Origin of the sequence: Delftia sp. Cs1-4 (assembly GCF_000214395.1) — a bacterium.
In the GTDB taxonomy this organism is placed as follows: Bacteria; Pseudomonadota; Gammaproteobacteria; order Burkholderiales; family Burkholderiaceae_C; genus Comamonas; species Comamonas acidovorans.
Window position 1 is genome coordinate 3446803 of sequence record NC_015563.1, and the last position, 24162, is coordinate 3470964.

Here is a 24162-nt window from a genome sequence, read left to right on the forward strand (position 1 = left end):
AATCATTGCCTGTTGAATCCCGCCACCCCCGCCCGAAACTCCCCACTCCCATACACCGCCGACACCAGATCCTCATCATCCAGCCGCTGCTCCACGACGACGCGCCTCAGGCTTTCCTTGACTGCTGACTGGGTGGTGGCAGACAAGGCCATGAGCTGCTCGGCCAGCGCCTGTGCCTGGGCTGGCAATTGATCTGCCGGCACCACCGCATGCACGAACCCGCAGGCCTCGGCCTGCTCGGCTGACAGGTAGTCCGCCAGCAGCAGCATGCGCTTGACGCGTGGCACGCCCAGGCTGGCCACCAGGCGGGCGATGTTGCGTGACGACAGCGTGTTGGACAGCGTCTTGGCAATCGGCGCACCGAAGCGCGAGCCGGTGCTGCAGACGCGAAAGTCGCATGCAGTGGCCAGGGCGAGGCCGCCGCCGACGGCCCAGCCGTCGATGACGGCGATGGTGGGCACGGCGATGCGCTCCACGGCGTCGATCACGCGCTCCACGAAGGCTTCATAGGCAATGCCTTGCTGGCCGTCATGGAAGTCCTTGAAGTAGGCGATGTCCGTGCCCGAGATGAAGGATTTGCCGCCCGCACCGCGCAGCATCACGCAGTGGATGGCCGGGTCGGCCTGGCAGCGCTCCAGGGACGTGAGCAGTGCCTCGTACATGGGCAGTGTCATGGCGTTGTGGCGTTCGGGGCGGTCGATGAGGATCTCGGCCGCGCCCCCGGCGTGAACGGTCAGCGCCACGGATTCATGCAGGGCCGTGCTCATGCGGCGGCCTTCAGTGCCTGGAGTTCGGCCATGATTTCTGCGTTGTGCTCGCCCAGCAGCGGCGGATGGCGGCGCACCTGCTGGGGCGTGCCGAGCATCTTGACGGGAAAGCCGATGTTCTTGACCTTGCCTTCGATGGGATGGTCGATCTCCATGCACATGCCGCGGTGCTGGCCGTGTTCACCCTCGAAGGCCTGCGGATAGGTGAGCAGCGGGCCTGCGGGAATGCCTGCCTCCAGCATGCGGTCCACCCAGTCGGCGCTGTCGTGGTGGACAAATTCCGCTTCCAGTGCCTCTATCAATGCCTCCCGGTGCTTGAGGCGCAGCGCCACGGTGGCGTAGTCCGGATGTTCCACCAGGTCCGCGCGTTCGATCAGCGCGCACAGCCTGGCCCAGAGCTTCTGGTTGGTGGCGCCCATGACGAAATAGCCGTCGCGCGCCTTCACGGCCTGGTAGGGGGCGCTCATCTTGTTGCTGGTGCCCAGCGGCGCGGGCGGCACGCCGGTGCCCCAGTATTCGGACATGTCCCAGATCGAGAAAGCCATGGCCGAGTCGAACAGCGAGGCGTCTATGTGCTGGCCCTGCCCTGTCTTCTGTGCGCCGATGTAGGCGGCCAGCAGTCCGTAGGTGGCGAACAGTGCGCAACCGATGTCGGCCACGGGCACGCCGGCCTTGACGGGTTTCTCTCCCTTGTAGCCGGTGACGCTCATCACGCCCGACATGGCCTGGGCCATGAGGTCGAACCCCGGCCGCTGGGCCCAGGGCCCGCTCTGGCCGAAGCCCGAGATGCTGACATAGACGATGCGCGGATTGATGCGGCGAATGCTTTCATAGTCGATCTTCAGGCGCTGGACCACGCCTGGCCGATAGTTCTCGACGATGACATCGGCTGTCGTGGCCAGCTGGTAGAAGGCCTCACGCCCCTCCTCGCTCTTGAGGTCCAGCGTCAGCGACCGCTTGTTGCGGTTCATGTTCAGAAAGCCCATGCTGTCCGGGCCCTTCATCTTGAAGCCCATGGCGCCGCGCGTCTGGTCGCCGGTGCCCGGAGGCTCGACCTTGATGACATCGGCGCCCAGGTCGGCCAGCAGCATGCAGGCAAATGGGCCGGCCATGACCTGGCTGACGTCGAGCACGCGGATGCCTTGCAGGGGCAGTTGCAGCGGGTTGGATTGGGGATTGCTCATGCCGGGTCCTCAGCTTTCTTCGGTGATTTTTGCAGCGCGCACCACGTCGCCCCACTTCCTGTATTCCGCAGCCATGAAGGCCGCGAACTTGTCCACGGAGCCGCCACCGTCCTCCACGCCGTATCCGTCGAAGCGGCTGACCACGTCGGGCATGGCCAGCACGCGGTTGATGTCGGCATTGATGCGCTGGGCCAGTTCCCTGGACATGTCGCGCGGGCCGACGACGCCGTACCAGCTCGATGCGTCAAAGCCCTTGAAGCCTTGCTCGTCCATGGTGGGCATGGCCGGGAATCCCTTGGCACGGTTCACGCGGGTCTGGGCGATGCCCAGCATTTTTCCTGCGCGGACCTGGGCAGTGGCGGCCGTCATGGTGTCGAAGCTGAAGTCGATCTGACCGCCGATCAGGTCGGTCTGCATGGGGCCGGACCCTTTGTAGGGAACGTGGATGCTCTTGACACCTGCCGCCATGTTGAACATCTCGGCCGCAAGGTGCTGCACCGAACCTGTGCCCGAAGAGCCGAAGCTGACCTTGCCGGGGCTTTTGCGGCACAGCTCCACCACTTCCTGCACCGAGGCATGGCCGTTCCTGCTGCTGGTCACCAGGATGTGGGGCGTTGCGCCGATCAGGGCGATGGGCGCGTAGTCCTTGAGCGGGTCATAGGTGATGGATTTGAAGATCTGCGGTGAGATGGCGTGCGTGTTCACATGGGCCATCAGCAGGTTGATGCCTTCTGTGAAGCGGGTCTTGGCAAAGTATTCGGCCGCCAGCGAGCCCGTGGCGCCGGGCTTGTTCTCCACGATCACGGGCCGGCCCCAGACCTCGGACAGCTTCTGGCCCACGATGCGCGCGAACACGTCGGTACCGCCGCCCGGCGCCCAGCCCACTAGGATCTTGACGGGCCCCTTGGGCAGGTCGGAGGGCGGGGGCGCGGCCCCTGCCCAGGGTGCGGCCAGCGCGGTGGCGCCGGCCGCGATGAAGTCGCGGCGTTTCATGTCTGTCTCCTGCACATCGTTGTTGTGCAGTCACTGTCGCCGGGCGCCGATATCGCGGCAAGCCTGTGTGCCGCATGCCTGGTTTCGCAATCTGCGAAATCAGAAGGGTCAGATCGCGCGTTCGCCCTGCAGCAGGGCGGCGACGACGTTGCGCAGCGCCTGTTCCTGGGCCTGGCCTTCGATGAAGGACAACACGTAGCTGCGCTCGTGCCAGTCGCCTTCCAGGGTGGCCCAACCCAGGTCGGGCTCAGGGTGGAAGCTGCGCAGCACGCCGGGTGGCATCAGCCCCACGCCCAATCCTTCGCGCACCAGGGCCAGCATGGTGTCGAAGCCGCTGACGGCGAAATCGTTGCGGAACACCCTGCCCCGGCTGCGGTGGGCTCGGCGCAAAGCGGCCAGGATGGCCGAGCCCCGGCCCAGGCTGACGATGGGGCAGTCCAGCAACTGATCCAGTACCACCGGCTCGACGGCAAAGCTGAAATGCCTGCGGCTGTAGACCAGCACCAGGCTGTCATTGCGGTAGTCGGAGCGTGGCAGATCCACGAAGCCGCTGGTCTTCTCGAATATGCCGATGTCGATGACCTTGTCGCGCAGCAGTTGCTGGACGATGCGGCTGTTCTCCTCCATCACCTGCAGCGTGATGTGGGGATAGCGGCGCTGGGTGACGGCGATATCGGCGGCCAGGAACTGCAGGATGGCGGATTTGGGGGCGCCGATGATGATGCGGCCGTCGCGCCCGCGGCCCAGGGCCTGGGCGTCGGCCTCCAGCCGCTCCACCAGGTTGCCTATCTGGCGGATATGGGCCAGCAGCTTGAGGCCAGGCTCGGTGGCGCGCACTCCATGGGGCTGCCGCTTGAACAGCCTGGCGCCCAGTTGCTGCTCCAGGTCACTGAGCCGCCGCGAGGCCGCTGCCACCGCCAGTTGCAGCCTGTCGGCCGCGCGCGAAATGCTGCCCTCTTCGGCAATCGCAAGCACAAGCTGCACGGTGGTGGAGTCGATCTTCATCATGGCGGCAAGGCCCTCTTGCGCAGGCGGCATCTGCTGAGGGCGCGATTGTGCCCCAGTGCTGGGACTGTGCTCAGGCGTGCGCGGGACACTCCAGCACGTCGCTGAGCCTGAAGCTCTCCAGGAACGGCAGGACATGCTCCTCGTTCATCGGGCGGGCGATCAGAAATCCCTGGACATACGTGCACCCGAGCTGCTGCAGGTGCAGAAACTGCTCCGTGGTTTCCACGCCTTCCGCGACGACTTCAAGGCCCAATCTGCGGCTCAGTGCCAGCGTGGCCTCGACAATCGCGGCAGCCCCGGCGTCCTTGTCCATGGCCTGTATGAAGCTGCGATCGATCTTGATCAGGTTGAAGGGAAAGCGGTGCAGGTAGGAAAGACTGGCATGGCCGGAGCCAAAGTCATCGATGGCGAGATTCACGCCCAGCGCCTTGACTTGCCGCATGACGGACAGCACCTGCTCATCATCTTGAAGCAGGGCCGATTCCGTCACCTCGATGTAGCAGCGCTCGGGGTTCAGGCCGGCGCGGTCCAGATGTTCCTTCAATTGCACCGCCATGCCTGGATCGAGAAATTCAAAGGCCGGGCAGTTGATGGACACCGAGATATCGGACGGCCATCCGTTGGCAACCAGCAGCGGGGAGCGCTCCACCATTTGGTCGATGGGGAGCAGCAGGCCGCGCCGCTCTGCCATGGGAATGAAGACGCCTGGCGGGACAGACCCTCTGGCCGGACTGTTCCAGCGCATCAGCGACTCGAACCCCGATATTGTTCCCGTGGCCACATGGCAGATCGGCTGGTACGCCATGAACAACTGGCTTGTTCCGATGGCGGACCGGAAATCCTGCTCCAGCAGCAGTTGCTCCTGCATGGGGCCATCGGCGGAAGGCTCGAATTTCACGAATCGCCCCCGTCCCTGGGATCGCGCCCGCTCCATTGCCGCGCGGCCGTCGCGCAGCAGCTGATTCCAGTCCTCGTTGTTCTTGCAGACCGCCGTCCCTACGCAGACAGACAGCAAAATGCTGCGCTCACACAGCATGTAGCGCTTTTCACCCAGTCGGATGGAGAGCGTTTTCGCCTTGGAATCGGGGTCCCCTTCATATTGGGCGACACAGAACTCCTCGATGGCAAGGCGGGCGGCTACGTCATTCTGTCCAATACAGGAGCGCAATTGTTTTGCCAGTTGCGAGATCAGTTGGTTGTCCATTCCAGGAACCAGCGTATCTGCCAGCACTTGCAAATGCTCGATACCGATGACATGGATGGCAACAGGACGCCGCTGTGCTTGCGTTCTGTTCAGCAGTTGCTCAAATCCGGTTGAATTGAGCAATTCGGAAGCAGGATCATGGAAAAGATGGTGCCTCAGCTGTGAATGCACCTGTACCAGATCCCTCGCCTCGAAATAGGATCTTCTGCGCTCACGCATCCACAATTGCGCCAGTAATAAAAATGAAGCCAGGCTGATGGCCGCCCATGCCATGATGGTTTTTCCAAACCTCCACCATGGAGCCGCGAGTTTTGCCTTGGCGGCCAGTGTGGCATAGGCGAGATCCATGCCGCCTTGGCTGGAGTGGTGCATGGCGACGATCCAGCCATGTCCCAAGCCATCGTCAGCGTCCAATATGCCCTCGCCTGCAGCCATCATTTTTGCAAGCCCCGAATCCATCCCGTCCAGAATGTGCGGATGCTCCTGGGGAATTCTGACCAGGTCTTTGCCGTTTGGCAGGCTGACCATGACCTGATGGCCATCCAGCAGCAGTGAACCGAATGCCTGGCGAATGGAATCCACGGCAATGAAGGCCACCACAATGCCAGTCAGCGCCTCTCTGGAGTCACGTACCGGACGCCCCAGCACCAGGGACGGTATATCGAAGACCGGCGATTTGCTTGAATCCAGCAAGAAGAAGCCGCCAGGCTTTGTCTGCAGCGCTGCATTCCAGATGGGGCGCTCGGGGTTGTCGGGAGACAGCGGCAGCTTGCTGAAACGTGAGGAAATGGACCATGTCCCATTTCGATCAAGCACGCTCATGCTGATGACGCCGGGCAGCGCCGCCACCTCCTGGATCAAGGCATTGCGGATATCGGTGCTGGCATCAGGGTCTGCCGTGATTTCGCCTTGGCGGCCTGGTGTCAGCAAAAGTTGCTCTGTTCTCTCTACCGCCAAAGAGGTGGCAAGAATGATCTTGTTGGTTTCAGCGGCAGAGGCAGAGAGCGCGTGCAGGAGATTCGACTTCTCTTCATGGAGCGATGTCTCATAGCTGGAGAGCAGAGAAACGCCCGCAACGCCAATGATCACCAGGCATACGATGAAAATACAGGCATACCAGCGCCTGGGCTGCCAGCTTGGAGGTCTTCTCTCTGCATGCATCATTCAACGCTCATCTGGTCAAAATACGAGCGAACAGGCACCGTTCTCCTGGCAGGCAAGCCTGCCAGGAGAAACGCTTCCCGTTGGCTGTGACGCACTGGTCTGAATTTCCGTCAGGACGCGGAAAGACTCAGCGGTCTCATGGATGAGGGGATTTTCCTCAAGACAGGGGCCTCCTTTTCCGCGGGGTCCAGCTTGAAAATGGAAACTGCCGAAACCAGGGCCTGCGCCTGCTGGCTGAGACTTCCGGCCGCCGCTGCCGACTCTTCCACCAGAGCGGCATTTTGCTGGGTGACCTGGTCCAGCTGGATGATCGCATCATTGATCTGATCGATGCCCTGGCTTTGCTCCCTGGTGGCCCCACTGATCTCTTCGATCATGCTGGATACCTTCTGGACCTGGGTGACGATATCTTCAATGCTGCTGCCCGCAGCCTGGGCAAGCTGGTGGCCATTGCCGACCTTGGAAACACTGTCCTCGATGAGAGACTTGATCTCTTTTGCGGCCTCTGCACTTTTCACTGCAAGGCTGCGAACTTCGGCGGCAACCACCGCAAAACCACGGCCCTGCTCTCCGGCGCGGGCTGCTTCGACAGCAGCATTCAAAGCAAGAATATTGGTTTGAAAAGCGATTGAATCAATGACGTTGATGATGTCCTCGATTTTCTTGGAGGACGTGTTTATTTCATTCATCACGTCCACCATCTGCCGGGCCATGCCCCCGCCGTGCGCTGCGGCATCGCGCGCCGACTGGGCGAGCATGGTGGCAGTGATCGCCGCATCGGAATTGCTTTTCACCGTGCTGGCCAGTTCCTCCATGGAGGCGGCAGTCTCTTCAAGATTGCTGGCTTGCTCTTCCGTTCGGCTCGACAGGTTGGCATTGCCTGCATCAATCTGCGTGGCGCCCGTGGCAATGCTGTCGCTGCTGCTGCGCACGGTGCCCACGACGCGTTGCAGCGATACCTGCATTTCCTGCATGGCCGTGATCACACTGCCAGGGCGTGCCCTGGACAAGTCGATCCGGGAGGTGAGGTCCCCTCTTGAGATATTTTCGGCAATGTGCGCCACATCTGCCGGCTCTCCGCCCAGCTGGCGTGTGATGGAAATTGTGATGATCACGCCAATGGCCACTCCCACAATCACGCCGGAGATGGTCAGGAGGGTGAGCATCAGCCGGATCTTTTCGTAGATTCTGTCGGTCTCGTCATTGAGCCAGCTGGCATTCTTCTTCTTGATATTGACAACCTCCGTCATCAGACTATCGATCTTGTCGGACTCCACCCGGAATCTGTTGATCAGATCAATCGATTCCCTGGATTCCGAAAGATGCTCGGACTTGATTCTTTCAATCGTCTGCAGCAGACCCTTTTCATAGATGACGAGGGTTTCATCAATGGACTTGAGCTTTTCCTTGCCATCGCCCTCGGCAAAAAGCCTCTTGCTGTTGTTCAGCGCCTCTTTCAGCAGTTGCAGCCTTTGCAGCACGGCGTCTGTGTGCCGGTTTCTGCTTTCATCATCGTTTGCAAGCACGGCATTTCTGATGGCCCGGCCCGCCGCGATCAGCTGGACATTGGCCTCGGATATTTGTGACAGGCCCAGCAGTTCCTTCTCGTACATCTGCGTTGCGAGATCATTGATTTCCCCTGCCTTCAGTATTCCATTGATACCGATGAATGCACCAATGCATGAGACCACAAGGAAGCCCATGGTCAGTTTGGTGATCACTTTTGATTTTTTGAAGCTCAACATCTTGATTGCCGAATGAATAATTTTCAACGATGAAATATTTACCCTGACACCAGGATTATTCGGCCGTAGAAAATCGGGAACTTGAAAAAGAATAATCCACCTCTTCTAAAAAAGACGTGGATTATTCTCGAAAATGATATATTGATGTTATAATTGCTCGATGCTCGATGCTCGATGCTCGATGCTCGATGCTCGATGCTCGATGCTCGATGCTCGATGCTCGATGCTCGATGCTCGATGCTCGATGCTCGATGCTCGATGCTCGATGCTCGATGCTCGATGCTCGATGCTCGATGCTCGATGCTCGATGCTCGACCAATAAAAATTGGCACTGGCGCCGCGAGGCGCCAGTGCCAATTTTTATTTTCAGGCCCTGCAACGGCAATTGCATTTTTCTTGGTCGGTAAAGAATGATTGCGGCGGAAACTTCAGGTGGCAATTATTCTTGTGCATATGCGAATGTTTCAAGACAGCCTATTGATATCGTCTTGTCAAAGGGCTGTTTGAAGGATAAGCAATGATTGTAACGTTGTGTTATGAAATCAATCCCTCATTTCCTCGCATCTTGACTTTGCATTTTGCGCAAACATTGCCGCAATACGCATAATTTTTCAATGGATTCAAGTCCCCATCCCCAATCGATGGCCCAGACAAACAAAAGCGGCCCCTTGGGGGCCGCTGGTTCCGGGGCAATGGCGACTCAGGCGCTTCGCAGGTTTTTGGCTGCGCCGGCCAGTGCGGTGATCCGCTGCCAGTCACCCTGCTCCAGCGCATCGGCAGGCACCAGCCAGGAGCCACCCACGCAGACCACGTTGGACAGCGCCAGGAATTGCGCCGCATTGTCCGCAGACACGCCGCCCGTGGGGCAGAACCGCACGTCGCCGAACGGGCCTTGCCAGGCCTTGAGCATGGCCGAGCCGCCCGCCTGTACGGCGGGGAAGAATTTCAGCTCGTTGAAGCCGTCGTCCTGGGCGGCCATGATTTCGCCGCTGGTGGCCACGCCGGGCAGCAGCGGCAGCTGCAGGGCCTGGCAGGCCTGGCCCAGTGCGCTGGTGTAGCCGGGGCTCACGGCGAAGCGCGCACCGGCGCTGGCGGCGGCGCGGGCATCGGCGGCGCTGCGCACGGTGCCGGCGCCCACGATGGCCTCGGGCACGGCACGCGCAATGGCTTCGATGCTGGCCAGGCCCTGGGGCGTGCGCAGCGTGACTTCCAGTACGCGGATGCCGCCCGCGACCAGGGCCTGGGCCATGGGCACGGCATGTGCGACGTTGTTCAGGACAATGACCGGGATGACCGGCGCGTCCTGCATGATGGCCAGTGCCGTCAGTCGTTGATCCATGTGCAAGCTCCCTCTTCTGCGCTGAGCGCGTGGCGCCGGAATCCGGCAAACAGTTCGCGGCCAAAACCCCGGCCGTTGGCCTGGCGCAGTGCCTGCGGCATGGTGGCCAGGGGCCGCTGCTGCCATTCGGTGTCGTCGACCAGCACGGCCAGGGTGCCGGCCACGGCGTCCAGGCGTACCAGGTCGCCGTCTTGCAGGCGCGCCAGCGGCCCGCCCACGCAGGCCTCGGGCGAGACATGGATGGCGGCGGGCACCTTGCCCGAGGCGCCGCTCATGCGGCCGTCTGTGACCAGGGCCACCTTGTAGCCCTTGCCCTGCAGCACGGCCAGCGGTGGGGTGAGCTTGTGCAGTTCGGGCATGCCGTTGGCGCGCGGACCCTGCCAGCGCACCACGCAGATGACATCGCGGTCCAGCTCGCCGGCCTTGAAGGCCTGCTGCAGCGCTTCCTGCGAGTCGAAGACGCGCGCAGGCGCCTCGACCACATGGCGGTCCTCGGGCACGGCGCTGACCTTGATCACGCTGCGCCCCAGGTTGCCGGACAGCAGCTTGAGCCCGCCCGTGGCGCTGAAAGGCGCATCGGCCGGGCGCAGCACGGACAGGTCGCCGGAGACTTCGGCCTCGTGCCAGACGAGATGGCCGTCTTCAACGGCGGGAATGCGCGCAAATTCCTGCAGGCCCTCGGGCCGCACGGTGAGCACATCGCCATGCATGAGGCCGGCCTTCAGCAGCTGGCCGATCACATAGCCCGGCCCGCCTGCCGCCTGGAACTGGTTCACGTCGGCGCTGCCGTTGGGATAGACGCGGGCCAGCAGCGGCACCACGCCCGAGAGTTCCGAAAAATCATTCCAGTCGATGACGATGCCTGCCGCACGCGCCACGGCCACCCAATGGATCAGGTGGTTGGTCGATCCGCCCGTGGCCAGCAGGGCGACCATGGCGTTGACGATGCAGCGCTCGTCCACCACATGGCCAATGGGTGCGAAGCGGCGGTTCTTGGTGATGGCCAGCACGCTGCGCATGGCCTCGCGCGTGAGCAGTTCGCGCTCGCCTTCGGCCGGGTTGATGAAGGCCGTGCCCGGCACATGCAATCCCATGGCCTCCAGCAGCATCTGGTTGCTGTTGGCCGTGCCGTAGAAGGTGCAGGTGCCTTCGCCGTGGTAGGCAGCCGTTTCGGCGGCCAGCAGTTCCTTGCGGCCCACCAGGCCCTGCGCGGCCTGCTCGCGCACCTTGGCCTTGTCGCCATTGGACAGGCCCGAGGTCATGGGGCCGGCCGGCACGAATACCGTGGGCAGATGGCCGAAATGCAGTGCCCCGATCAGCAGGCCCGGCACGATCTTGTCGCAAATGCCCAGCATCAGCGCGGCGTCGAACACGTCATGCGACAGCGCGATGGCCGTGCCCATGGCAATGGCGTCCCGGCTGAACAGGCTCAGTTCCATGCCGGGCGCGCCCTGGGTCACGCCGTCGCACATGGCCGGCACGCCGCCGGCGACCTGCGCCGTGGCGCCGAGCTTGCGCGCCTCGTCCTTGAGGATGTCGGGATAGCGTGCCAGCGGCGCATGGGCCGAGAGCACGTCGTTGTACGCGGTGACGATGGCGACGTTGGGCGCCTTCTCTTCCACGATGCGTATGCGGTCGCCGCCTGGAATGCCCGCAAAGGCATGGGCCACATTGGCGCAGCCCATGGACTGGGCGCCGGGCGGGCGCGCGGCCATGGCGTCCACCTGCTCCAGGTAGGCGGCGCGTGATTGGGCACTGCGCTCGCGGATGCGGCGCGTGACCTGCTCGACGATGGGGTGGATGGTGCTCATGCGGGGTTCCTGCGGATGCGCTGGTGCGCGTTTTCTCTCTGTCGCGTTGTCTTTATGGGAAATGTCGGCCGGGGCATCCCTCCCAGGTGCGTCCGGCCCTGCACCGAAGCTTACTTCACTGCGCGCGCCTGCTTGACGGCGGCCTGCACCTCGTCCCACGTGCCCTGACCCACGGTCTTGGCAATGCCGGCATTCACCGCCGCGAGCTTGTCGCGCATGCGGCTGGCTTCTGCGGCGGGCAGCTCGTTGACCTGCATGCCCTTGGCCTTGATGTCGGCCAGGGCCTTGGCGGCTTCCTCGCGCGTGTCCTTGCGTTCGAACTCACGGCTCTTGACGGCGGCATCCTGCAGCACCTTCTTCTCGGCCGGGCTCAGCGTGTCCCACCACTTCTTGCTGACGGTGACGATCCAGGGGCTGTAGACGTGGTTGGACACCGTGAGGTACTTCTGCACTTCATAGAACTTGCTGGACAGCACGGTGTTGAAAGGGTTTTCCTGGCCATCGACGGCACGGGTCTCCAGCGCCGTGAACAGCTCGGAGAACGGCAGCGGCACGGCATTGGCGCCCAGGGCCTTGAAACTGTCCAGGAAGACGTTGTTCTGCATCACGCGCAGCTTCACGTCGGCCAGGTCTTCCATCTTGGCGATGGGGCGCTTGTTGTTGGTGAGGTTGCGGAAGCCGTTTTCCCAATAGACCAGGCCCACCATGCCCTTGGGCTCCAGCGTGGCCTTGACCTTCTCGCCCACGGGGCCGTCCAGCACGGCGTCGGCTTCCTTGACATTGCTGAACAGGAAGGGCGTGTCCCAGACGGCCATTTCGGGCGACAGGCCCACCAGGGTGGCGGTGGAGCCGACCATCATCTCCTGTGCGCCGCCGATCAGCGCCTGCTGCATCTGCGTGTCCGAGCCCAGCGAGGCATTGCCGATGGCACGCACCTTCATCTTGCCGCCCGTGGCCTTCTCGACCTCCTTGGCAAAGAAGCGCGCCGCGCGGCCCTGGTTGGACTCATCGACCAGGCCATAGCCGAAGCGCACGATGCGCGGCTTGAAGTCCTGGGCCATGGCCTGGCCCGTGGCGGCCAGCGTGGTGACGGCTGCCATCAGGCCGGCGAGTGCAAAGGGAATACGCATGTTCATCTCCTTGGGTTGTAGTGAGGGATCAATGCATCCAGCGCAGAGGGGCCAGGATGATTTGCGGAAAAATCACGAAAAGCACGGCAAGCAGCACATAGACCATCAGGAACGGGTTCGTGCCCTTGATCACGGTCTCCATGCGCAGCCGGCCCACGCCGGCCACCACGTTCTGCACCGTTCCCACGGGCGGCGTGATCAGGCCGATGCAGCCCACATAGATGAACATGAAGCCGAAATAGATGGGATCGATGCCGGCCTTGACGGCCAGCGGCGCGCACACGGGGCCGAAGATCAGGATGGTCGGCGTCAGGTCCATGGCCGTGCCCACCACCAGCAGGAACAGCATCATCGTGGCCATGAACAGCACGGGACTGCCCAGCAGGCCCGAGAAGCTGTCGGCCAGCATGTTGGGCAGGTCCGCCAGGGTGATCATGTAGGCCGTCACCGTGGCGGCGCCGCACAGGAACATGACCACGGCCGTGGTCTTGGCGGCGGCCAGGAACACGGCGTAGAGCCGGGTCCATGTCATCTCGCGGTAGATCACCATGGACACGAACAGCGCGTAGACGGCTGCGACCACGGCCGCCTCGGTGGGCGTGAACACGCCGCCCTTGAGGCCGCCCAGGATGATGACCGGCATCATCATGGCCCAGAAGCTCTTGGCCAGCGCCTTCAGGCGCGGGCCCCAGGCCATGCGCTCGCCGCGCGACAGGTCGTACTTGCGGGCGATGGACCACCAGGCAAAGATCAGGAACACGCCCATGATCAGGCCCGGCACCACGCCCGACAGAAACAGCTTGCTGATCGAGGTGTTGGTCGTCACGCCGTAGATCACGAAGGGCATGGACGGCGGAATGATGGGCGCGATGATGCCGCCCGAGGCGAGCAGGCCCGCGCTGTAGCTGTCGGGATACTTCTGGTCGCGCATCATGGGCAGCAGGATGGTGGCCAGGGCGGCGGTATCGGCAATGGCCGAGCCGCTCATGGACGCCAGCAGCACCGCCGCGCCAATGGCCACATAGCCCAGGCCGCCACGGATATGGCCCACATAGGCCCGCGCCAGGTCGATGATGCGGCGCGACAGGCCGCCTGCATTCATCAGCTCGCCGGCCAGGATGAAGAAGGGCACGGCCAGCAGCGGGAAGTTGTCGAAGCCGGCCTGCAGGTTCTGCGCAAGCAGCTGCGAGTCGAAGAAGTCCAGGTGCCACATCAGCGCCACGCCGGTCAGCACCAGCGCCTGGGCGATGGGCATGCCGATCACCATGCCGCCAATCAGCACGGCCAGAAAGATCAGGGTCACAACCATGGTGCGTACTCCTTACTCGACCGTCGTTTCGGCATGGTTTTCTGCCGGCGCGCCACGGCGCAGGTCGCGCAGCGCCACCACCAGCAGGCCCACGGCCAGCACCAGGGTGGCCGCGGCGCCCAGGGCCAGCGGGTAGCCCAGCACCGTGCTGTAGCTGTTCAGTCCGGCCTCCACCTGGGCCCAGGAGCCCCACAGCAGCAGGCCCATGCAGACCAGGACCAGTGCCTGCGACACCCAGAACAGCGCCTTGCGCGCGCCAGGCCCCACGCGGGAAGTCACGAGGTCGAAGCCCAGGTGGCTGCCCTCGAAAGCGGCCACGATGGCGCCAATGGCCACCAGCCAGACGAAGAGCAGGCGCGAGATTTCCTCATAGGAAACGATGCTGGTGTGGAACACATAGCGCAGCACCACGTTGACGAACACGGCAATGACCATGCCGGCCAGGGCCAGCACCATCAGCACCTCGGCAAAGTGCTGCAGGCGCGGCTTGGGCCGGACTGCGGGGGAATCGGATTGCATGGGGCTTGTCTCCTGGCGTTATGGGTTTTGGGAGAAGGTGTCGGCCTGCGCCGCGGGCAGCACCTGCCAGCTTTGGGCGCGGTGCACGATGTCGGTCAGCGGCAGCGTGGCGTCCACGGACAGCACGGCGCATTCGCCATCAGGGCGTTCCAGCGTGGCGAACTGGTTGGCCACCAGCTCGGGCGAGAAGAAGTGGCCGGCGCGCTCCTGCACGCGCTGCAGCGCCGTGTCGTAGTTCAGGTCCAGGAACACGAAGCCCACGGCACCGGCCGGGCCGGCGGCACGCAGCCGGTCGCGGTACTTGCGCTTGAGGGCCGAGCAGGTCAGCACCACGCCCTGCCCCGGCATGGCCTGGGCCAGCAGTTGGGCCAGGCGGTCCAGCCAGCCGCTGCGGTCGTCATCGGTCAGGGGGATGCCGGCCTGCATCTTGCGGATGCTTTCCTCGGCATGGTGGGCATCGCCCTCGTGCAGGGTCCAGCCCAGGGCATCGGCCAGGGCCTGCCCCACGCTGGACTTGCCGCAGCCGGAAACGCCCATGACGACCAGCGCCCGTGGGCGGGTGTCTGCGGGGGCGGTCGCGGTGATTGTTGGGATAGCGCTATCCATGTTCTTGCAAAAATTGGCAGACCAGGGTCTGCCTTGGATTTCGTTGTGCTTCAGAGGCCTTCGTCCGGGTTTACACGCAGGAGCAAGGGCCTTCGAATGATTGGGATAGCGCTATCATAATCTTCAACACTCCCGCCCCCGACCTAGGACAATCCCTTGGCCCGTCAGATTCCGCCTGCCTCCCCAGAATCGCCCTCCGCCGATGTTTCCGGCCCGGCCCTGCCCGCCACGGGGCGCGCACGCTCCTCGCGGGCCAGCGGGCGCATCACGCTCAGCGATGTGGCACAGGCCGCTGGCGTCAGCCCCATGACGGTCTCGCGCGCCCTGCGCGGCGAGCGCCGCGTGGACCCGGCCCTGGTCGAGAAAATCCGCACGGCCGCCGCACAGATGGGCTACGTGCCCGACCCCGCCGCACGCGCCCTGGCCTCGCAGAAAAGCGCCCAGGTGCTGGTGCTGGTGCCCATGCTGTCCAACACCCTGTTCGTGGACCTGATCGAGGCGGTCCACAAGGTGCTGTTCTCCGCGGGCTACCACGCGCTGATCGGCGTGACCCACTACGACCGGGCCGAAGAAGAACAGCTGCTGCGCACCTACCTGCCCATGCGCCCGGCCGGTCTGCTGCTCACGGGTTTTGACCGCAGCCCCGCTGCGCGTGAACTGGTACAGGCCAGCAAGGTCCCCTGCGTGCACCTGATGGAACTGGGCGGCGAGCCTGGTGCGCCCAGCGTGGGCTTTTCGCAGGCCGAGGCCGGAGCCGCCATCACGCGGCACTTGATGGAGCGCGGACACAGGCGCATTGCCTTTTGCGCAGGCCAGCTCGATGCCCGCGTGATGCAGCGCGCCGCGGGCTACCGCCATGCCCTGCAGGCGGAGGGCCTGCATGACCCCGCCCTGGAACTGCTCTGGCCCCGCCCCACGTCGATGGCGCTGGGCGCCGAGCTGCTGGACGCGGCCCTGCGCCTGGACCCTGCCGTCGATGCCCTGTTCTTCTGCAACGACGACATCGCCCAGGGGGCACTGCTGGAGGCTCTGCGCCGGGGGATACGCGTGCCCGAGCAGATCGCCATCGCAGGCTTCAACGACCTGCCCGGCAGCGACCAGATGGTGCCGCCGCTGACCACCATCCGCACGCCGCGCGGCCATATCGGCACCGAAGGTGCGCGCATGCTGCTGCAGCTGATGCGTGGCGAGGCCGTGGAGCCGCCCAGCGTGGATCTGGGCTACGAACTGGTGGTGCGGCAGAGCAGTTGAAGCGAAGAGGGCTTTGGGCGCCCTCCTCCGTGGCCATCAGCCCGGTAGCAGGCGGCGCAGGGTCTCGGCCAGATCCTCTGCCGCGAACTTGGCCACGTAGCCGTCCGCGCCAACGCTGCGCACATGGTCTTCGTTGGCCGATCCGGACAGCGAGGAATGGATGAGCACGGGAATGGAATGGAAGCGCGCGTCCTGCTTGATGTGGCGGGTGAGCGTGAAGCCGTCCATCTCGGGCATCTCCAGGTCGGTCAGCACCAGGGCGACCTTGTCGGCCACCGTCAGGCCCTCCGCCTGGGCACTGTCGGCGATGGCGTTGAGGCGGTCCCAGGCCTCCTTGCCGGACTTGAGCATTTCATACGGTGCCTGCAGGACCTTGAGCTCCTTCTCGATCAGCGAGCGCGCCACGAAGGAATCATCGGCGGCCAGCACGATGGCGCCGGGCTTGAGCTTGAGCCTGGCGCCCACTTTTTCCGGCGTGATTTCCTGGGCGTCGGTGGGGGACACCAGTTGCAGGATGGCCTCCACATCCAGCACCTGGGCCAGGCGCGAGTTGTCGGTGTCGCCATCCAGGCGGGCGATGCTGGTGACCAGCTTGCCGCCGGTGCCGCTGGCCTCGGCCGACAGCACCTGCTTCCAGTCCAGACGCACGATGTCCTCGACGGACTCCACCGCGAATGCCTGGGTGGTGCGCGCATATTCGGTGACCAGCATGATGTTCAGGCCGGTCTGGGGCTTGCAGCCCATGATGGCGGGAAGATTCAGCACCGGGATCACCTGCCCGCGCAGGTTTGCCACACCCAGCGAATGGGCCGTGCCCCCCGCGATGGGCGTGATGTGCGGCATGGCCACGATTTCGCGGACCTTGAACACATTGATACCGAACAGCTCGGACTGGCCCAGGCCGGAGTCGCTGCCCAGCCGGAACAGCAGCAGCTCGAACTTGTTGTTGCTGGTGAGGTTGGTGCGCTCGTCGATCTCTCTTTGAGCTGCCTTGGAATTGAGGTTCATGCCGGTCCTGGAGAGTGACACATCTTTTTACAAATTCTAAAGCGAGCGCCTCGGATTTAGCAAAAATTAATTGCACCTGAGTCGGAACAGCAACGCCGGGCGGCCGGCGACATGCTTCATGCATGCCACCGCCCCGCCCCGCGGCGCAGGAATCACTCGAATTCCAGGATCACATCGTCCACGGCCAGCGAATCGCCCTTGGCTGCACTGATCTTGCCGACCACGCCGTCCTGCGAGGCGAACAGGATGTTCTCCATCTTCATGGCCTCGATCACCGCCAGCTTCTCGCCGGCCTGCACCTTCTGGCCCGGCTGCACGGCCACGTCCACCAGCAGACCCGGCATGGGCGACAGCAGGAACCTGGACAGGTCCGGCGGCGCCTTGTAGGGCATGAGGCGGTGCAGTTCGCCGCCGCGCGGCGAGAGCACCAGGGCGTCGATCTGCGTGCCGTTGTGGATGACGCGCAGGGCCAGCGGATTTCGGGCCGTGCCGCGCTCGACCTGGGCCGTGAAGGGCTTGCCGTTGCAGCTGCCCTGCACGCACATGGCACGCATGGGGGTTTCGCTGCGGAAGGTATAGGGCTTGCCATCCACCGTGACGGTGCTGGCGCGGCTTTCGGCATCGAAGTCCGAGACCTGCACGGCGCGGTACTGGTGCTGGCCTTCGGCGCCCAGCACGACCACGCAGTAGTCGGCCGAGACCTTGAGCTCGTGCCCCCGCATCTGGCCGCTGATGGTGGCGGCGCGCGCGCGGTAGCGGCGGTTCATGTGGCCGGCCAGGGCGACCAGGAAGTCGGGGTCGCCGTGCGGCACATCCTCGGCGTGGAAGCCGTGGGCGTAGTGCTCGGCGATGAAGCCGGTGTTGAACTCGCCGCTCTTGAACTTGGGATGGGCCAGCAGCGCGGCCTGGAACGGGATGTTGGAGCTGATGCCCCGGATCACGAAGGCATTGAGCGCCTCGCGCATCTTGGCGATGGCGTCGTTGCGGTCGCTGCCGTGCACGATGAGCTTGGCGATCATCGAGTCGTAGAACATCGGAATTTCGCCGCCCTCATAGACGCCCGTATCCACGCGCACGCCGTGCAGGTGGCCGGTGTCGGCCTGCCACATGGTCTGCTCGGGCGGCGCAAAGCGCACCAGGCGGCCCGTGGAGGGCAGGAAGTTGCGGAACGGGTCCTCGGCGTTGATGCGGCACTCGATGGCCCAGCCATTGCGCTTGACGTCTTCCTGCGCGATGGCCAGCTTCTCGCCAGCGGCCACGCGGATCATCTGCTCGACCAGGTCCAGGCCGGTGATGCACTCGGTCACCGGATGCTCCACCTGCAGGCGGGTGTTCATTTCCAGGAAGTAGAAATCCTGGTCCTTGCCGACCACGAATTCCACCGTGCCCGCGCTCTGGTAGCCCACGGCCTTGGCCAGGGCCACGGCCTGCTCTCCCATGGCGCGGCGCGTGGCGTCGCTGATGAAGGGGGACGGCGCCTCTTCGATCACCTTCTGGTGCCGGCGCTGGATGGAGCATTCGCGCTCGTTCAGGTAGATCACGTTGCCGTGGCCGTCGCCCAGCACCTGGATCTCGATGTGGCGCGGCTCCTGCACGAATTTCTCGATGAAGATGCGGTCGTCGCCGAAGCTGTTGCGTGCCTCGTTCTGGCAGCTGGCAAAGCCCTCGAAGGCTTCCTTGTCGTTGTAGGCCACGCGCAGACCCTTGCCGCCACCGCCGGCGCTGGCCTTGATCATCACGGGGTAGCCGATGCCCTTGGCGATTTCCACGGCGGCCTCGGGACCGGCAATGGGGTCGTTGTAGCCGGGGATGGTGCTCACGCCGGCCTTGTCGGCCAGCTTCTTGGAGGCGATCTTGTCGCCCATGGCCGCAATGGCCGCGTGCTTGGGGCCGATGAAGGTGATGCCCTCTTCCTCCACGCGCCGGGCGAAGGCCTCGTTCTCGGACAGGAAGCCGTAGCCCGGGTGCACGGCCTGGGCGCCGGTCTGCTTGCACGCGGCAATGATGCGGTCGGCCTGCAGGTAGGACTCGCGGCTGGGCGCGGCGCCGATGTGCACGGCCTCGTCGGCCAGCTTGACGTGGCGTGCCTCGCGGTCCGCATCGGAGTACACCGCCACGGTCTGTATGCCCATCTTGCGGGCGGTGGCGATGACGCGGCAGGCAATCTCGCCGCGGTTGGCAATCAGGATCTTCTTGAACATCTTCGCAGCCTGTTTTTTCTGGATTCGATCTTTGATATCAGGGCCTGGTCACAGAGGGATGTTTCCATGCTTGCGCCACGGATTTTCCAGCTGCTTGTTCTTGAGCATCTGCAGCGAGCGGCAGATGCGCTTGCGCGTCTCATGCGGCTGGATAACATCGTCGATGAAGCCGCGCGCGCCTGCCACGAAGGGGTTGGCGAAGCGGGCCTTGTACTCGGCCTCGCGCGCTGCCAGCTTGGCGGGGTCGTTCTTGTCCTCGCGGAAGATGATCTCCACGGCGCCCTTGGCGCCCATCACGGCGATCTCGGCATGGGGCCAGGCCAGGTTGACGTCGCCGCGCAGGTGCTTGGAGGCCATCACGTCATAGGCGCCGCCGTAGGCCTTGCGCGTGATGACGGTGATTTTCGGCACCGTGGCCTCGGCATAGGCGTACAGCAGCTTGGCGCCGTGCTTGATGATGCCGCCGTACTCCTGGCTGGTGCCGGGCATGAAGCCGGGCACGTCCACGAAGGTGACCACGGGGATGTTGAAGGCATCGCAGAAACGCACGAAGCGCGCGGCCTTGATGGAGCTCTTGATGTCCAGGCAGCCGGCCAGCACCAGGGGCTGGTTGGCGACGATGCCCACGGTCTGGCCGTCCATGCGCGCAAAGCCGGTGATGATGTTCCTGGCGTAGTCGGGCTGCAGCTCGAAGAAGTCGCCGTCGTCCACGGTCTTGAGGATCAGCTCCTTCATGTCGTAGGGCTTGTTGGCGTTGTCGGGCACCAGGGTGTCCAGCGACTTGTCGGCGCGGTCCACGGGGTCCGAGGTGTAGCGCACGGGCGCTTTCTCGCGGTTGTTCAGCGGCAGGTAGTTGTAGAGGCGGCGCAGCATCATCAGCGCCTCCACATCGTTGTCGAAGGCCATGTCGGCGACGCCGCTGCGCGTGGTGTGGGTGATGGCGCCGCCCAGCTCCTCGGCCGTGACCTCCTCGTGCGTCACCGTCTTCACGACTTCGGGGCCGGTGACGAACATGTAGCTGCTGTCCTTGACCATGAAGATGAAGTCCGTCATGGCCGGCGAATACACGGCGCCGCCCGCGCAGGGGCCCATGATCATGGAGATCTGCGGCACCACGCCGCTGGCCAGCACGTTCTTCTGGAACACGTCGGCATAGCCGCCCAGGGAGGCCACGCCTTCCTGGATGCGGGCGCCGCCCGAGTCGTTGAGTCCGATCACGGGCGCGCCGACCTTCATGGCCTGGTCCATGATCTTGCAGATCTTCTCGGCATGGGTCTCGGACAGCGCGCCGCCGAAGACGGTGAAGTCCTGGCTGAAGACGAAGACCAGGCGGCCGTTGATCATGCCGTAGCCGGTGACCACGCCGTCGCCGGGGATCTTGCTGTTTTCCATGCCGAAGTCGGTGCAGCGGTGCTCGACGAACATGTCCCATTCCTCGAAGGTGCCGTCGTCCAGCAGCAGCTCGATGCGCTCTCGCGCCGTGAGCTTGCCCTTCTTGTGCTGTGCGTCTATGCGCTTTTGGCCGCCACCCAGGCGGGCCTGTTCGCGCTTTGTCTCCAGTTGATCCAGGATGTCTTGCATGCTGCGATTCCTCTAACGTCTAACGGTACGGGTTGCTGGTGTTGTCTTGTCTGTGGTCACTGCGGCGCTGCGGCGGGTGCTGCCGCTGGCGCTGAAGCCGGCGCCATTGCGGGCCCGGCCTGCGCCTGCAGCAGGTTTCTGGCGGCCGTGCTGGCCGCGATCCGCCCTGCTGCCACGTCGGCCTGCAGTTGGGGCAGCAGCGCCCGCACCTGCGGATGCTGCCGGAAGGCCTGCTTGAGGCCGGAGTCGATGCGCTCCCACATCCAGGACAGGGCCTGGCGTTCGCGGCGCAGCGCCAGGCGGCCGTTGGCTTGCTGCAGGCGGCGGAATTCCTCCACCGCGCTCCAGAAGCCGTCAACGCCATCTTGCTTGAGCGCGCTGATGGTGATGACCCTGGGCTGCCACAGGCGCTCGTCGTGGTGGGCGTGCTCGGGGTTGCCGTGCATGCCCAGCAGGCGCAGGCTGGAGGTGATCTGGGCCTGCGCGCGCGTGGCGGCATGGGGATCGATGTCGGCCTTGTTGATGACGACCAGGTCGGCCAGCTCCATCACGCCCTTCTTGATGGCCTGCAGGTCATCGCCCGCATTGGGCAGTTGCAGCAGGCAGAACATGTCGCACATGCCCTGAACGGCGATCTCGCTCTGGCCCACGCCCACGGTCTCGACGATGACCACATCGTAGCCAGCCGCCTCGCAGACCAGCATGGCCTCGCGGGTTTTCTCGGCCACGCCGCCCAGGGTGCCGCTGCTGGGGCTGGGGCGGATGTAGGCGTCCAGGTTGACGGACAACTGCTCCATGCGCGTCTTGTCGCCAAGGATGGAGCCGCCCGACACGGTGGATGAGGGGTCGATGGCCAGCACCGCTACCCGGAGGCCGCGTGCGATGAGGAACAGGCCCAGCGTTTCGATGAAGGTGCTCTTGCCCACGCCCGGCACGCCGCTGATGCCCAGGCGGAAAGACCCGCCCGTATGCGGCAGCAGGGCCGTGAGCAGCACATCGGCCGCCGCACGGTGGTCGGCGCGCGTGGATTCCAGCAGGGTGATGGCCTTGGCCATGGCCCGGCGCTGAACGGCGGGGTTGCCGTTCAGGATGCCGTCTTGCATTTGCTCGGGAGTCACTGCGGCGGGCTCAGAGGCTGTTGGCCTGGCGGATCTGTTCGAGCACATCCTTGGCGCTGGCCGGTATGGGGGTGCCCGGGCCGTAGACGCCCTTGACGCCGGCGTTGTAGAGGAAGTCGTAGTCCTGCGCGGGAATCACGCCGCCCACGAAGACGATGATGTCGTCCGCGCCCTGGCGGCGCAGCTCCTCGATGATGGCCGGCACCAGGGTCTTGTGGCCGGCCGCCAGCGTGGACACGCCCACGGCGTGCACGTCGTTCTCGATGGCCTGGCGCGCGCATTCCTCGGGCGTCTGGAACAGCGGGCCCATGTCCACGTCGAAGCCCAGGTCGGCAAAGGCCGTGGCCACCACCTTGGCGCCGCGGTCATGGCCGTCCTGGCCCAACTTGGCGATCATCACGCGCGGGCGTCGGCCCAGCTGCTCGGACGATGCGTCGATCTCGCCCTTGAGCTTTTCCCAGCCCTCGGCCGAGTCGTAGGCTGCTGCATACACGCCGGTCACCTTTTGCGTATCGGCGCGGTGGCGCCCGAAAACCTTCTCCAGTGCGTCCGAGACCTCGCCCACCGTGGCGCGCAGGCGCACGGCCTGGATGGCCAGGTCCAGCAGGTTGCCCTCGCCGCTTTCGGCGGCCTGGGTCAGCGCCTGCAGGGCGGCCTCGACCTTGGCTGCATCGCGGCTGGCCTTGATCTGGTTCAGGCGTGCGATCTGGCTGTCGCGCACCTTGACGTTGTCCACCTCGAGGATGTCGATGGGATCTTCCTTGGCCAGCTTGTACTTGTTGACGCCGACGATGACATCCTTGCCCGAGTCGATGCGTGCCTGCTTCTCGGCGGCGGCGGCCTCGATCTTGAGCTTGGCCCAGCCAGAATCCACGGCGGCGGTCATGCCGCCCATGGCCTCGACCTCCTCGATGATCTTCCAGGCGGCGTCGGCCATGTCCTGGGTCAGCTTCTCCATCATGTAGCTGCCGGCCCAGGGGTCGATCACATTGGTGATGTGGGTCTCTTCCTGGATGATCAGCTGCGTGTTGCGCGCAATGCGGGCCGAGAACTCGGTGGGCAGCGCGATGGCTTCGTCAAAGCTGTTGGTGTGCAGGCTCTGCGTGCCGCCGAAGACGGCGGCCATGGCCTCGATGGTGGTGCGCACCACGTTGTTGTAGGGGTCCTGCTCGGTCAGCGACCAGCCGGAGGTCTGGCAGTGCGTGCGCAGCATCAGGCTCTTGGCCTTCTTGGCGCCGAAGCCCTTCATGATGCGGCACCACAGCAGGCGGGCCGCGCGCATCTTGGCGATTTCCAGATAGAAATTCATGCCGATGGCCCAGAAGAAGGACAGCCGGCCCGCGAAATCGTCCACATCCATGCCCTTGGCCGTGGCGGTCTTGACGTACTCCTTGCCGTCGGCCAGCGTGAAGGCCAGTTCCAGCGCCTGGTTGGCGCCCGCCTCCTGCATGTGGTAGCCCGAGATCGAGATCGAGTTGAACTTGGGCATGTTCCGGCTCGTGTACTCGATGATGTCGCCGATGATGCGCATCGACGGCTGGGGCGGGTAGATATAGGTGTTGCGGACCATGAACTCCTTGAGGATGTCGTTCTGTATGGTCCCCGACAGCTGGTCCTGGGCCACGCCCTGCTCCTCGGCCGCCACCACGTAGCCGGCCAGCACGGGCAGCACCGCGCCGTTCATGGTCATGGACACGCTGATTTTGTCCAGCGGGATCTGGTCGAACAGCACCTTCATGTCCTCGACCGAATCGATGGCCACGCCGGCCTTGCCCACGTCGCCCGTCACACGCGGATGGTCGCTGTCGTAGCCGCGGTGCGTGGCCAGGTCGAAGGCCACCGACACGCCCTGCCCGCCGGCGGCCAGCGCCTTGCGGTAGAAGGCGTTGGACTCCTCGGCCGTGGAAAAGCCCGCGTACTGGCGAATGGTCCAGGGCCTGCCCGCGTACATGGTGGCCTGCGGGCCGCGGATGTAGGGCTCGAAGCCTGGCAGGCTATCCGTATGGGGCAGGTTGGCCGTGTCTGCCGCCGTGTACAGCGGCTTGACGTCGATGCCGTCGGGCGTGGTCCAGTGCAGTGCCTGGATGTCGCCCCCGGGAGCGGCCTTGGCGGCCGCCTGGGCCCATTTCTGCAGGTCGGCAGTTGCGAATTCCTGGCCGTTCTGCGCTGTCGGATGGTCTTGTCTCATGTTCTCAGGCTCGTGAATGACAGGTGCCCTTGAGGG

At 64.3% G+C, this 24162-nt stretch carries 18 protein-coding genes; 1 reads left to right on the forward strand and 17 read right to left on the reverse strand.

The annotated features are described in order from the left end of the window. Window positions 1-2: 2 nt before the first annotated feature. The 12 genes from DELCS14_RS15130 to DELCS14_RS15185 all read right to left on the reverse strand — a co-directional run bounded on the left by DELCS14_RS15130 (window position 3) and on the right by DELCS14_RS15185 (window position 14710). A complete protein-coding gene (locus DELCS14_RS15130; RefSeq protein ID WP_013802426.1) occupies window positions 3-767 on the reverse strand; it encodes an enoyl-CoA hydratase in 765 nt (254 codons plus the stop codon). After that, the gene (locus DELCS14_RS15135; RefSeq protein ID WP_013802427.1) at window positions 764-1951 is read right to left on the reverse strand and encodes a CoA transferase; all 1188 of its coding nucleotides are present in this window, start codon (window positions 1949-1951) and stop codon (window positions 764-766) included. Before DELCS14_RS15135 ends, DELCS14_RS15130 begins: the two co-directional genes overlap by 4 nt. Before the next feature lie 9 nt (window positions 1952-1960). Next, the gene (locus DELCS14_RS15140; protein ID WP_013802428.1) at window positions 1961-2944 is read right to left on the reverse strand and encodes a tripartite tricarboxylate transporter substrate binding protein; all 984 of its coding nucleotides are present in this window, start codon (window positions 2942-2944) and stop codon (window positions 1961-1963) included. Window positions 2945-3052: 108 nt separating this feature from the next. Next, window positions 3053-3952: a LysR family transcriptional regulator gene (locus DELCS14_RS15145; protein WP_013802429.1), complete on the reverse strand. Its 900-nt coding sequence runs from the start codon at window positions 3950-3952 to the stop codon at window positions 3053-3055. 70 nt (window positions 3953-4022) lie between these two features. Continuing rightward, complete coding sequence (locus DELCS14_RS15150; protein ID WP_013802430.1) at window positions 4023-6320, reverse strand: EAL domain-containing protein; 2298 nt, start codon at window positions 6318-6320, stop codon at window positions 4023-4025. Between the two features lie 110 nt (window positions 6321-6430). Further along, on the reverse strand, window positions 6431-8065 hold the full coding sequence (locus tag DELCS14_RS15155; protein ID WP_013802431.1) for a methyl-accepting chemotaxis protein: 1635 nt from the start codon (window positions 8063-8065) through the stop codon (window positions 6431-6433). A gap of 700 nt (window positions 8066-8765) precedes the next feature. Further along, entirely contained in the window at window positions 8766-9404 is a 639-nt protein-coding gene (eda, locus tag DELCS14_RS15160; RefSeq protein ID WP_013802432.1) for a bifunctional 4-hydroxy-2-oxoglutarate aldolase/2-dehydro-3-deoxy-phosphogluconate aldolase, read from the reverse strand. After that, window positions 9389-11215, reverse strand: a complete 1827-nt coding sequence (gene edd, locus DELCS14_RS15165; protein WP_013802433.1) for a phosphogluconate dehydratase — start codon at window positions 11213-11215, stop codon at window positions 9389-9391. The genes eda and edd overlap by 16 nt, the downstream gene beginning before the upstream one ends. 110 nt (window positions 11216-11325) lie before the next feature. Beyond that, on the reverse strand, window positions 11326-12345 hold the full coding sequence (locus DELCS14_RS15170) for a TRAP transporter substrate-binding protein (RefSeq protein ID WP_012205590.1): 1020 nt from the start codon (window positions 12343-12345) through the stop codon (window positions 11326-11328). 28 nt (window positions 12346-12373) lie between these two features. Next, window positions 12374-13654 (reverse strand): TRAP transporter large permease subunit, encoded by a 1281-nt coding sequence (locus DELCS14_RS15175; protein ID WP_013802434.1) that lies wholly within the window; start codon window positions 13652-13654, stop codon window positions 12374-12376. Window positions 13655-13666: 12 nt separating this feature from the next. Next, window positions 13667-14173: a TRAP transporter small permease gene (locus tag DELCS14_RS15180; RefSeq protein WP_013802435.1), complete on the reverse strand. Its 507-nt coding sequence runs from the start codon at window positions 14171-14173 to the stop codon at window positions 13667-13669. Between the two features lie 18 nt (window positions 14174-14191). After that, window positions 14192-14710 carry a gluconokinase gene (locus DELCS14_RS15185; RefSeq protein ID WP_043781962.1) on the reverse strand — a complete coding sequence of 173 codons (519 nt, stop codon included), beginning with the start codon at window positions 14708-14710 and terminating at the stop codon, window positions 14192-14194. Window positions 14711-14935: 225 nt separating this feature from the next. Here DELCS14_RS15185 and DELCS14_RS15190 point away from each other — a divergent pair, with 225 nt between their 5' ends. Continuing rightward, window positions 14936-16030 carry a LacI family DNA-binding transcriptional regulator gene (locus DELCS14_RS15190; protein ID WP_013802437.1) on the forward strand — a complete coding sequence of 365 codons (1095 nt, stop codon included), beginning with the start codon at window positions 14936-14938 and terminating at the stop codon, window positions 16028-16030. A 36-nt stretch (window positions 16031-16066) separates the two neighbouring features. Here DELCS14_RS15190 and DELCS14_RS15195 read toward each other — a convergent pair whose 3' ends face one another. From DELCS14_RS15195 to scpA, 5 genes are all read right to left on the reverse strand, one after another. Beyond that, the gene (locus DELCS14_RS15195) at window positions 16067-17038 is read right to left on the reverse strand and encodes a chemotaxis protein (protein ID WP_012205585.1); all 972 of its coding nucleotides are present in this window, start codon (window positions 17036-17038) and stop codon (window positions 16067-16069) included. Window positions 17039-17190: 152 nt separating this feature from the next. Then, window positions 17191-19239: an acetyl/propionyl/methylcrotonyl-CoA carboxylase subunit alpha gene (locus DELCS14_RS15200; protein WP_013802438.1), complete on the reverse strand. Its 2049-nt coding sequence runs from the start codon at window positions 19237-19239 to the stop codon at window positions 17191-17193. A gap of 48 nt (window positions 19240-19287) precedes the next feature. Then, the gene (locus DELCS14_RS15205) at window positions 19288-20820 is read right to left on the reverse strand and encodes an acyl-CoA carboxylase subunit beta (protein ID WP_012205581.1); all 1533 of its coding nucleotides are present in this window, start codon (window positions 20818-20820) and stop codon (window positions 19288-19290) included. Between the two features lie 56 nt (window positions 20821-20876). Then, window positions 20877-21938 carry a methylmalonyl Co-A mutase-associated GTPase MeaB gene (meaB, locus tag DELCS14_RS15210; RefSeq protein WP_172642957.1) on the reverse strand — a complete coding sequence of 354 codons (1062 nt, stop codon included), beginning with the start codon at window positions 21936-21938 and terminating at the stop codon, window positions 20877-20879. 10 nt (window positions 21939-21948) lie between these two features. Beyond that, window positions 21949-24126, reverse strand: a complete 2178-nt coding sequence (gene scpA / locus DELCS14_RS15215) for a methylmalonyl-CoA mutase (RefSeq protein ID WP_013802440.1) — start codon at window positions 24124-24126, stop codon at window positions 21949-21951. Window positions 24127-24162: the final 36 nt, after the last annotated feature.

Excerpts from the sequence above, each read along its gene's own strand:
- DELCS14_RS15130 (WP_013802426.1), bottom strand. The coding sequence starts at position 767 with ATGAGCACGGCCCTGCATGAATCCGTGGCGCTGACCGTTCACGCCGGG.
- DELCS14_RS15135 (WP_013802427.1), bottom strand. The coding sequence starts at position 1,951 with ATGAGCAATCCCCAATCCAACCCGCTGCAACTGCCCCTGCAAGGCATC.
- DELCS14_RS15140 (WP_013802428.1), bottom strand. The coding sequence starts at position 2,944 with ATGAAACGCCGCGACTTCATCGCGGCCGGCGCCACCGCGCTGGCCGCA.
- DELCS14_RS15145 (WP_013802429.1), bottom strand. The coding sequence starts at position 3,952 with ATGATGAAGATCGACTCCACCACCGTGCAGCTTGTGCTTGCGATTGCC.
- DELCS14_RS15150 (WP_013802430.1), bottom strand. The coding sequence starts at position 6,320 with ATGATGCATGCAGAGAGAAGACCTCCAAGCTGGCAGCCCAGGCGCTGG.
- DELCS14_RS15155 (WP_013802431.1), bottom strand. The coding sequence starts at position 8,065 with ATGTTGAGCTTCAAAAAATCAAAAGTGATCACCAAACTGACCATGGGC.
- eda (WP_013802432.1), bottom strand. The coding sequence starts at position 9,404 with ATGGATCAACGACTGACGGCACTGGCCATCATGCAGGACGCGCCGGTC.
- edd (WP_013802433.1), bottom strand. The coding sequence starts at position 11,215 with ATGAGCACCATCCACCCCATCGTCGAGCAGGTCACGCGCCGCATCCGC.
- DELCS14_RS15170 (WP_012205590.1), bottom strand. The coding sequence starts at position 12,345 with ATGCGTATTCCCTTTGCACTCGCCGGCCTGATGGCAGCCGTCACCACG.
- DELCS14_RS15175 (WP_013802434.1), bottom strand. The coding sequence starts at position 13,654 with ATGGTTGTGACCCTGATCTTTCTGGCCGTGCTGATTGGCGGCATGGTG.
- DELCS14_RS15180 (WP_013802435.1), bottom strand. The coding sequence starts at position 14,173 with ATGCAATCCGATTCCCCCGCAGTCCGGCCCAAGCCGCGCCTGCAGCAC.
- DELCS14_RS15185 (WP_043781962.1), bottom strand. The coding sequence starts at position 14,710 with ATGGGCGTTTCCGGCTGCGGCAAGTCCAGCGTGGGGCAGGCCCTGGCC.
- DELCS14_RS15195 (WP_012205585.1), bottom strand. The coding sequence starts at position 17,038 with ATGAACCTCAATTCCAAGGCAGCTCAAAGAGAGATCGACGAGCGCACC.
- DELCS14_RS15200 (WP_013802438.1), bottom strand. The coding sequence starts at position 19,239 with ATGTTCAAGAAGATCCTGATTGCCAACCGCGGCGAGATTGCCTGCCGC.
- DELCS14_RS15205 (WP_012205581.1), bottom strand. The coding sequence starts at position 20,820 with ATGCAAGACATCCTGGATCAACTGGAGACAAAGCGCGAACAGGCCCGC.
- scpA (WP_013802440.1), bottom strand. The coding sequence starts at position 24,126 with ATGAGACAAGACCATCCGACAGCGCAGAACGGCCAGGAATTCGCAACT.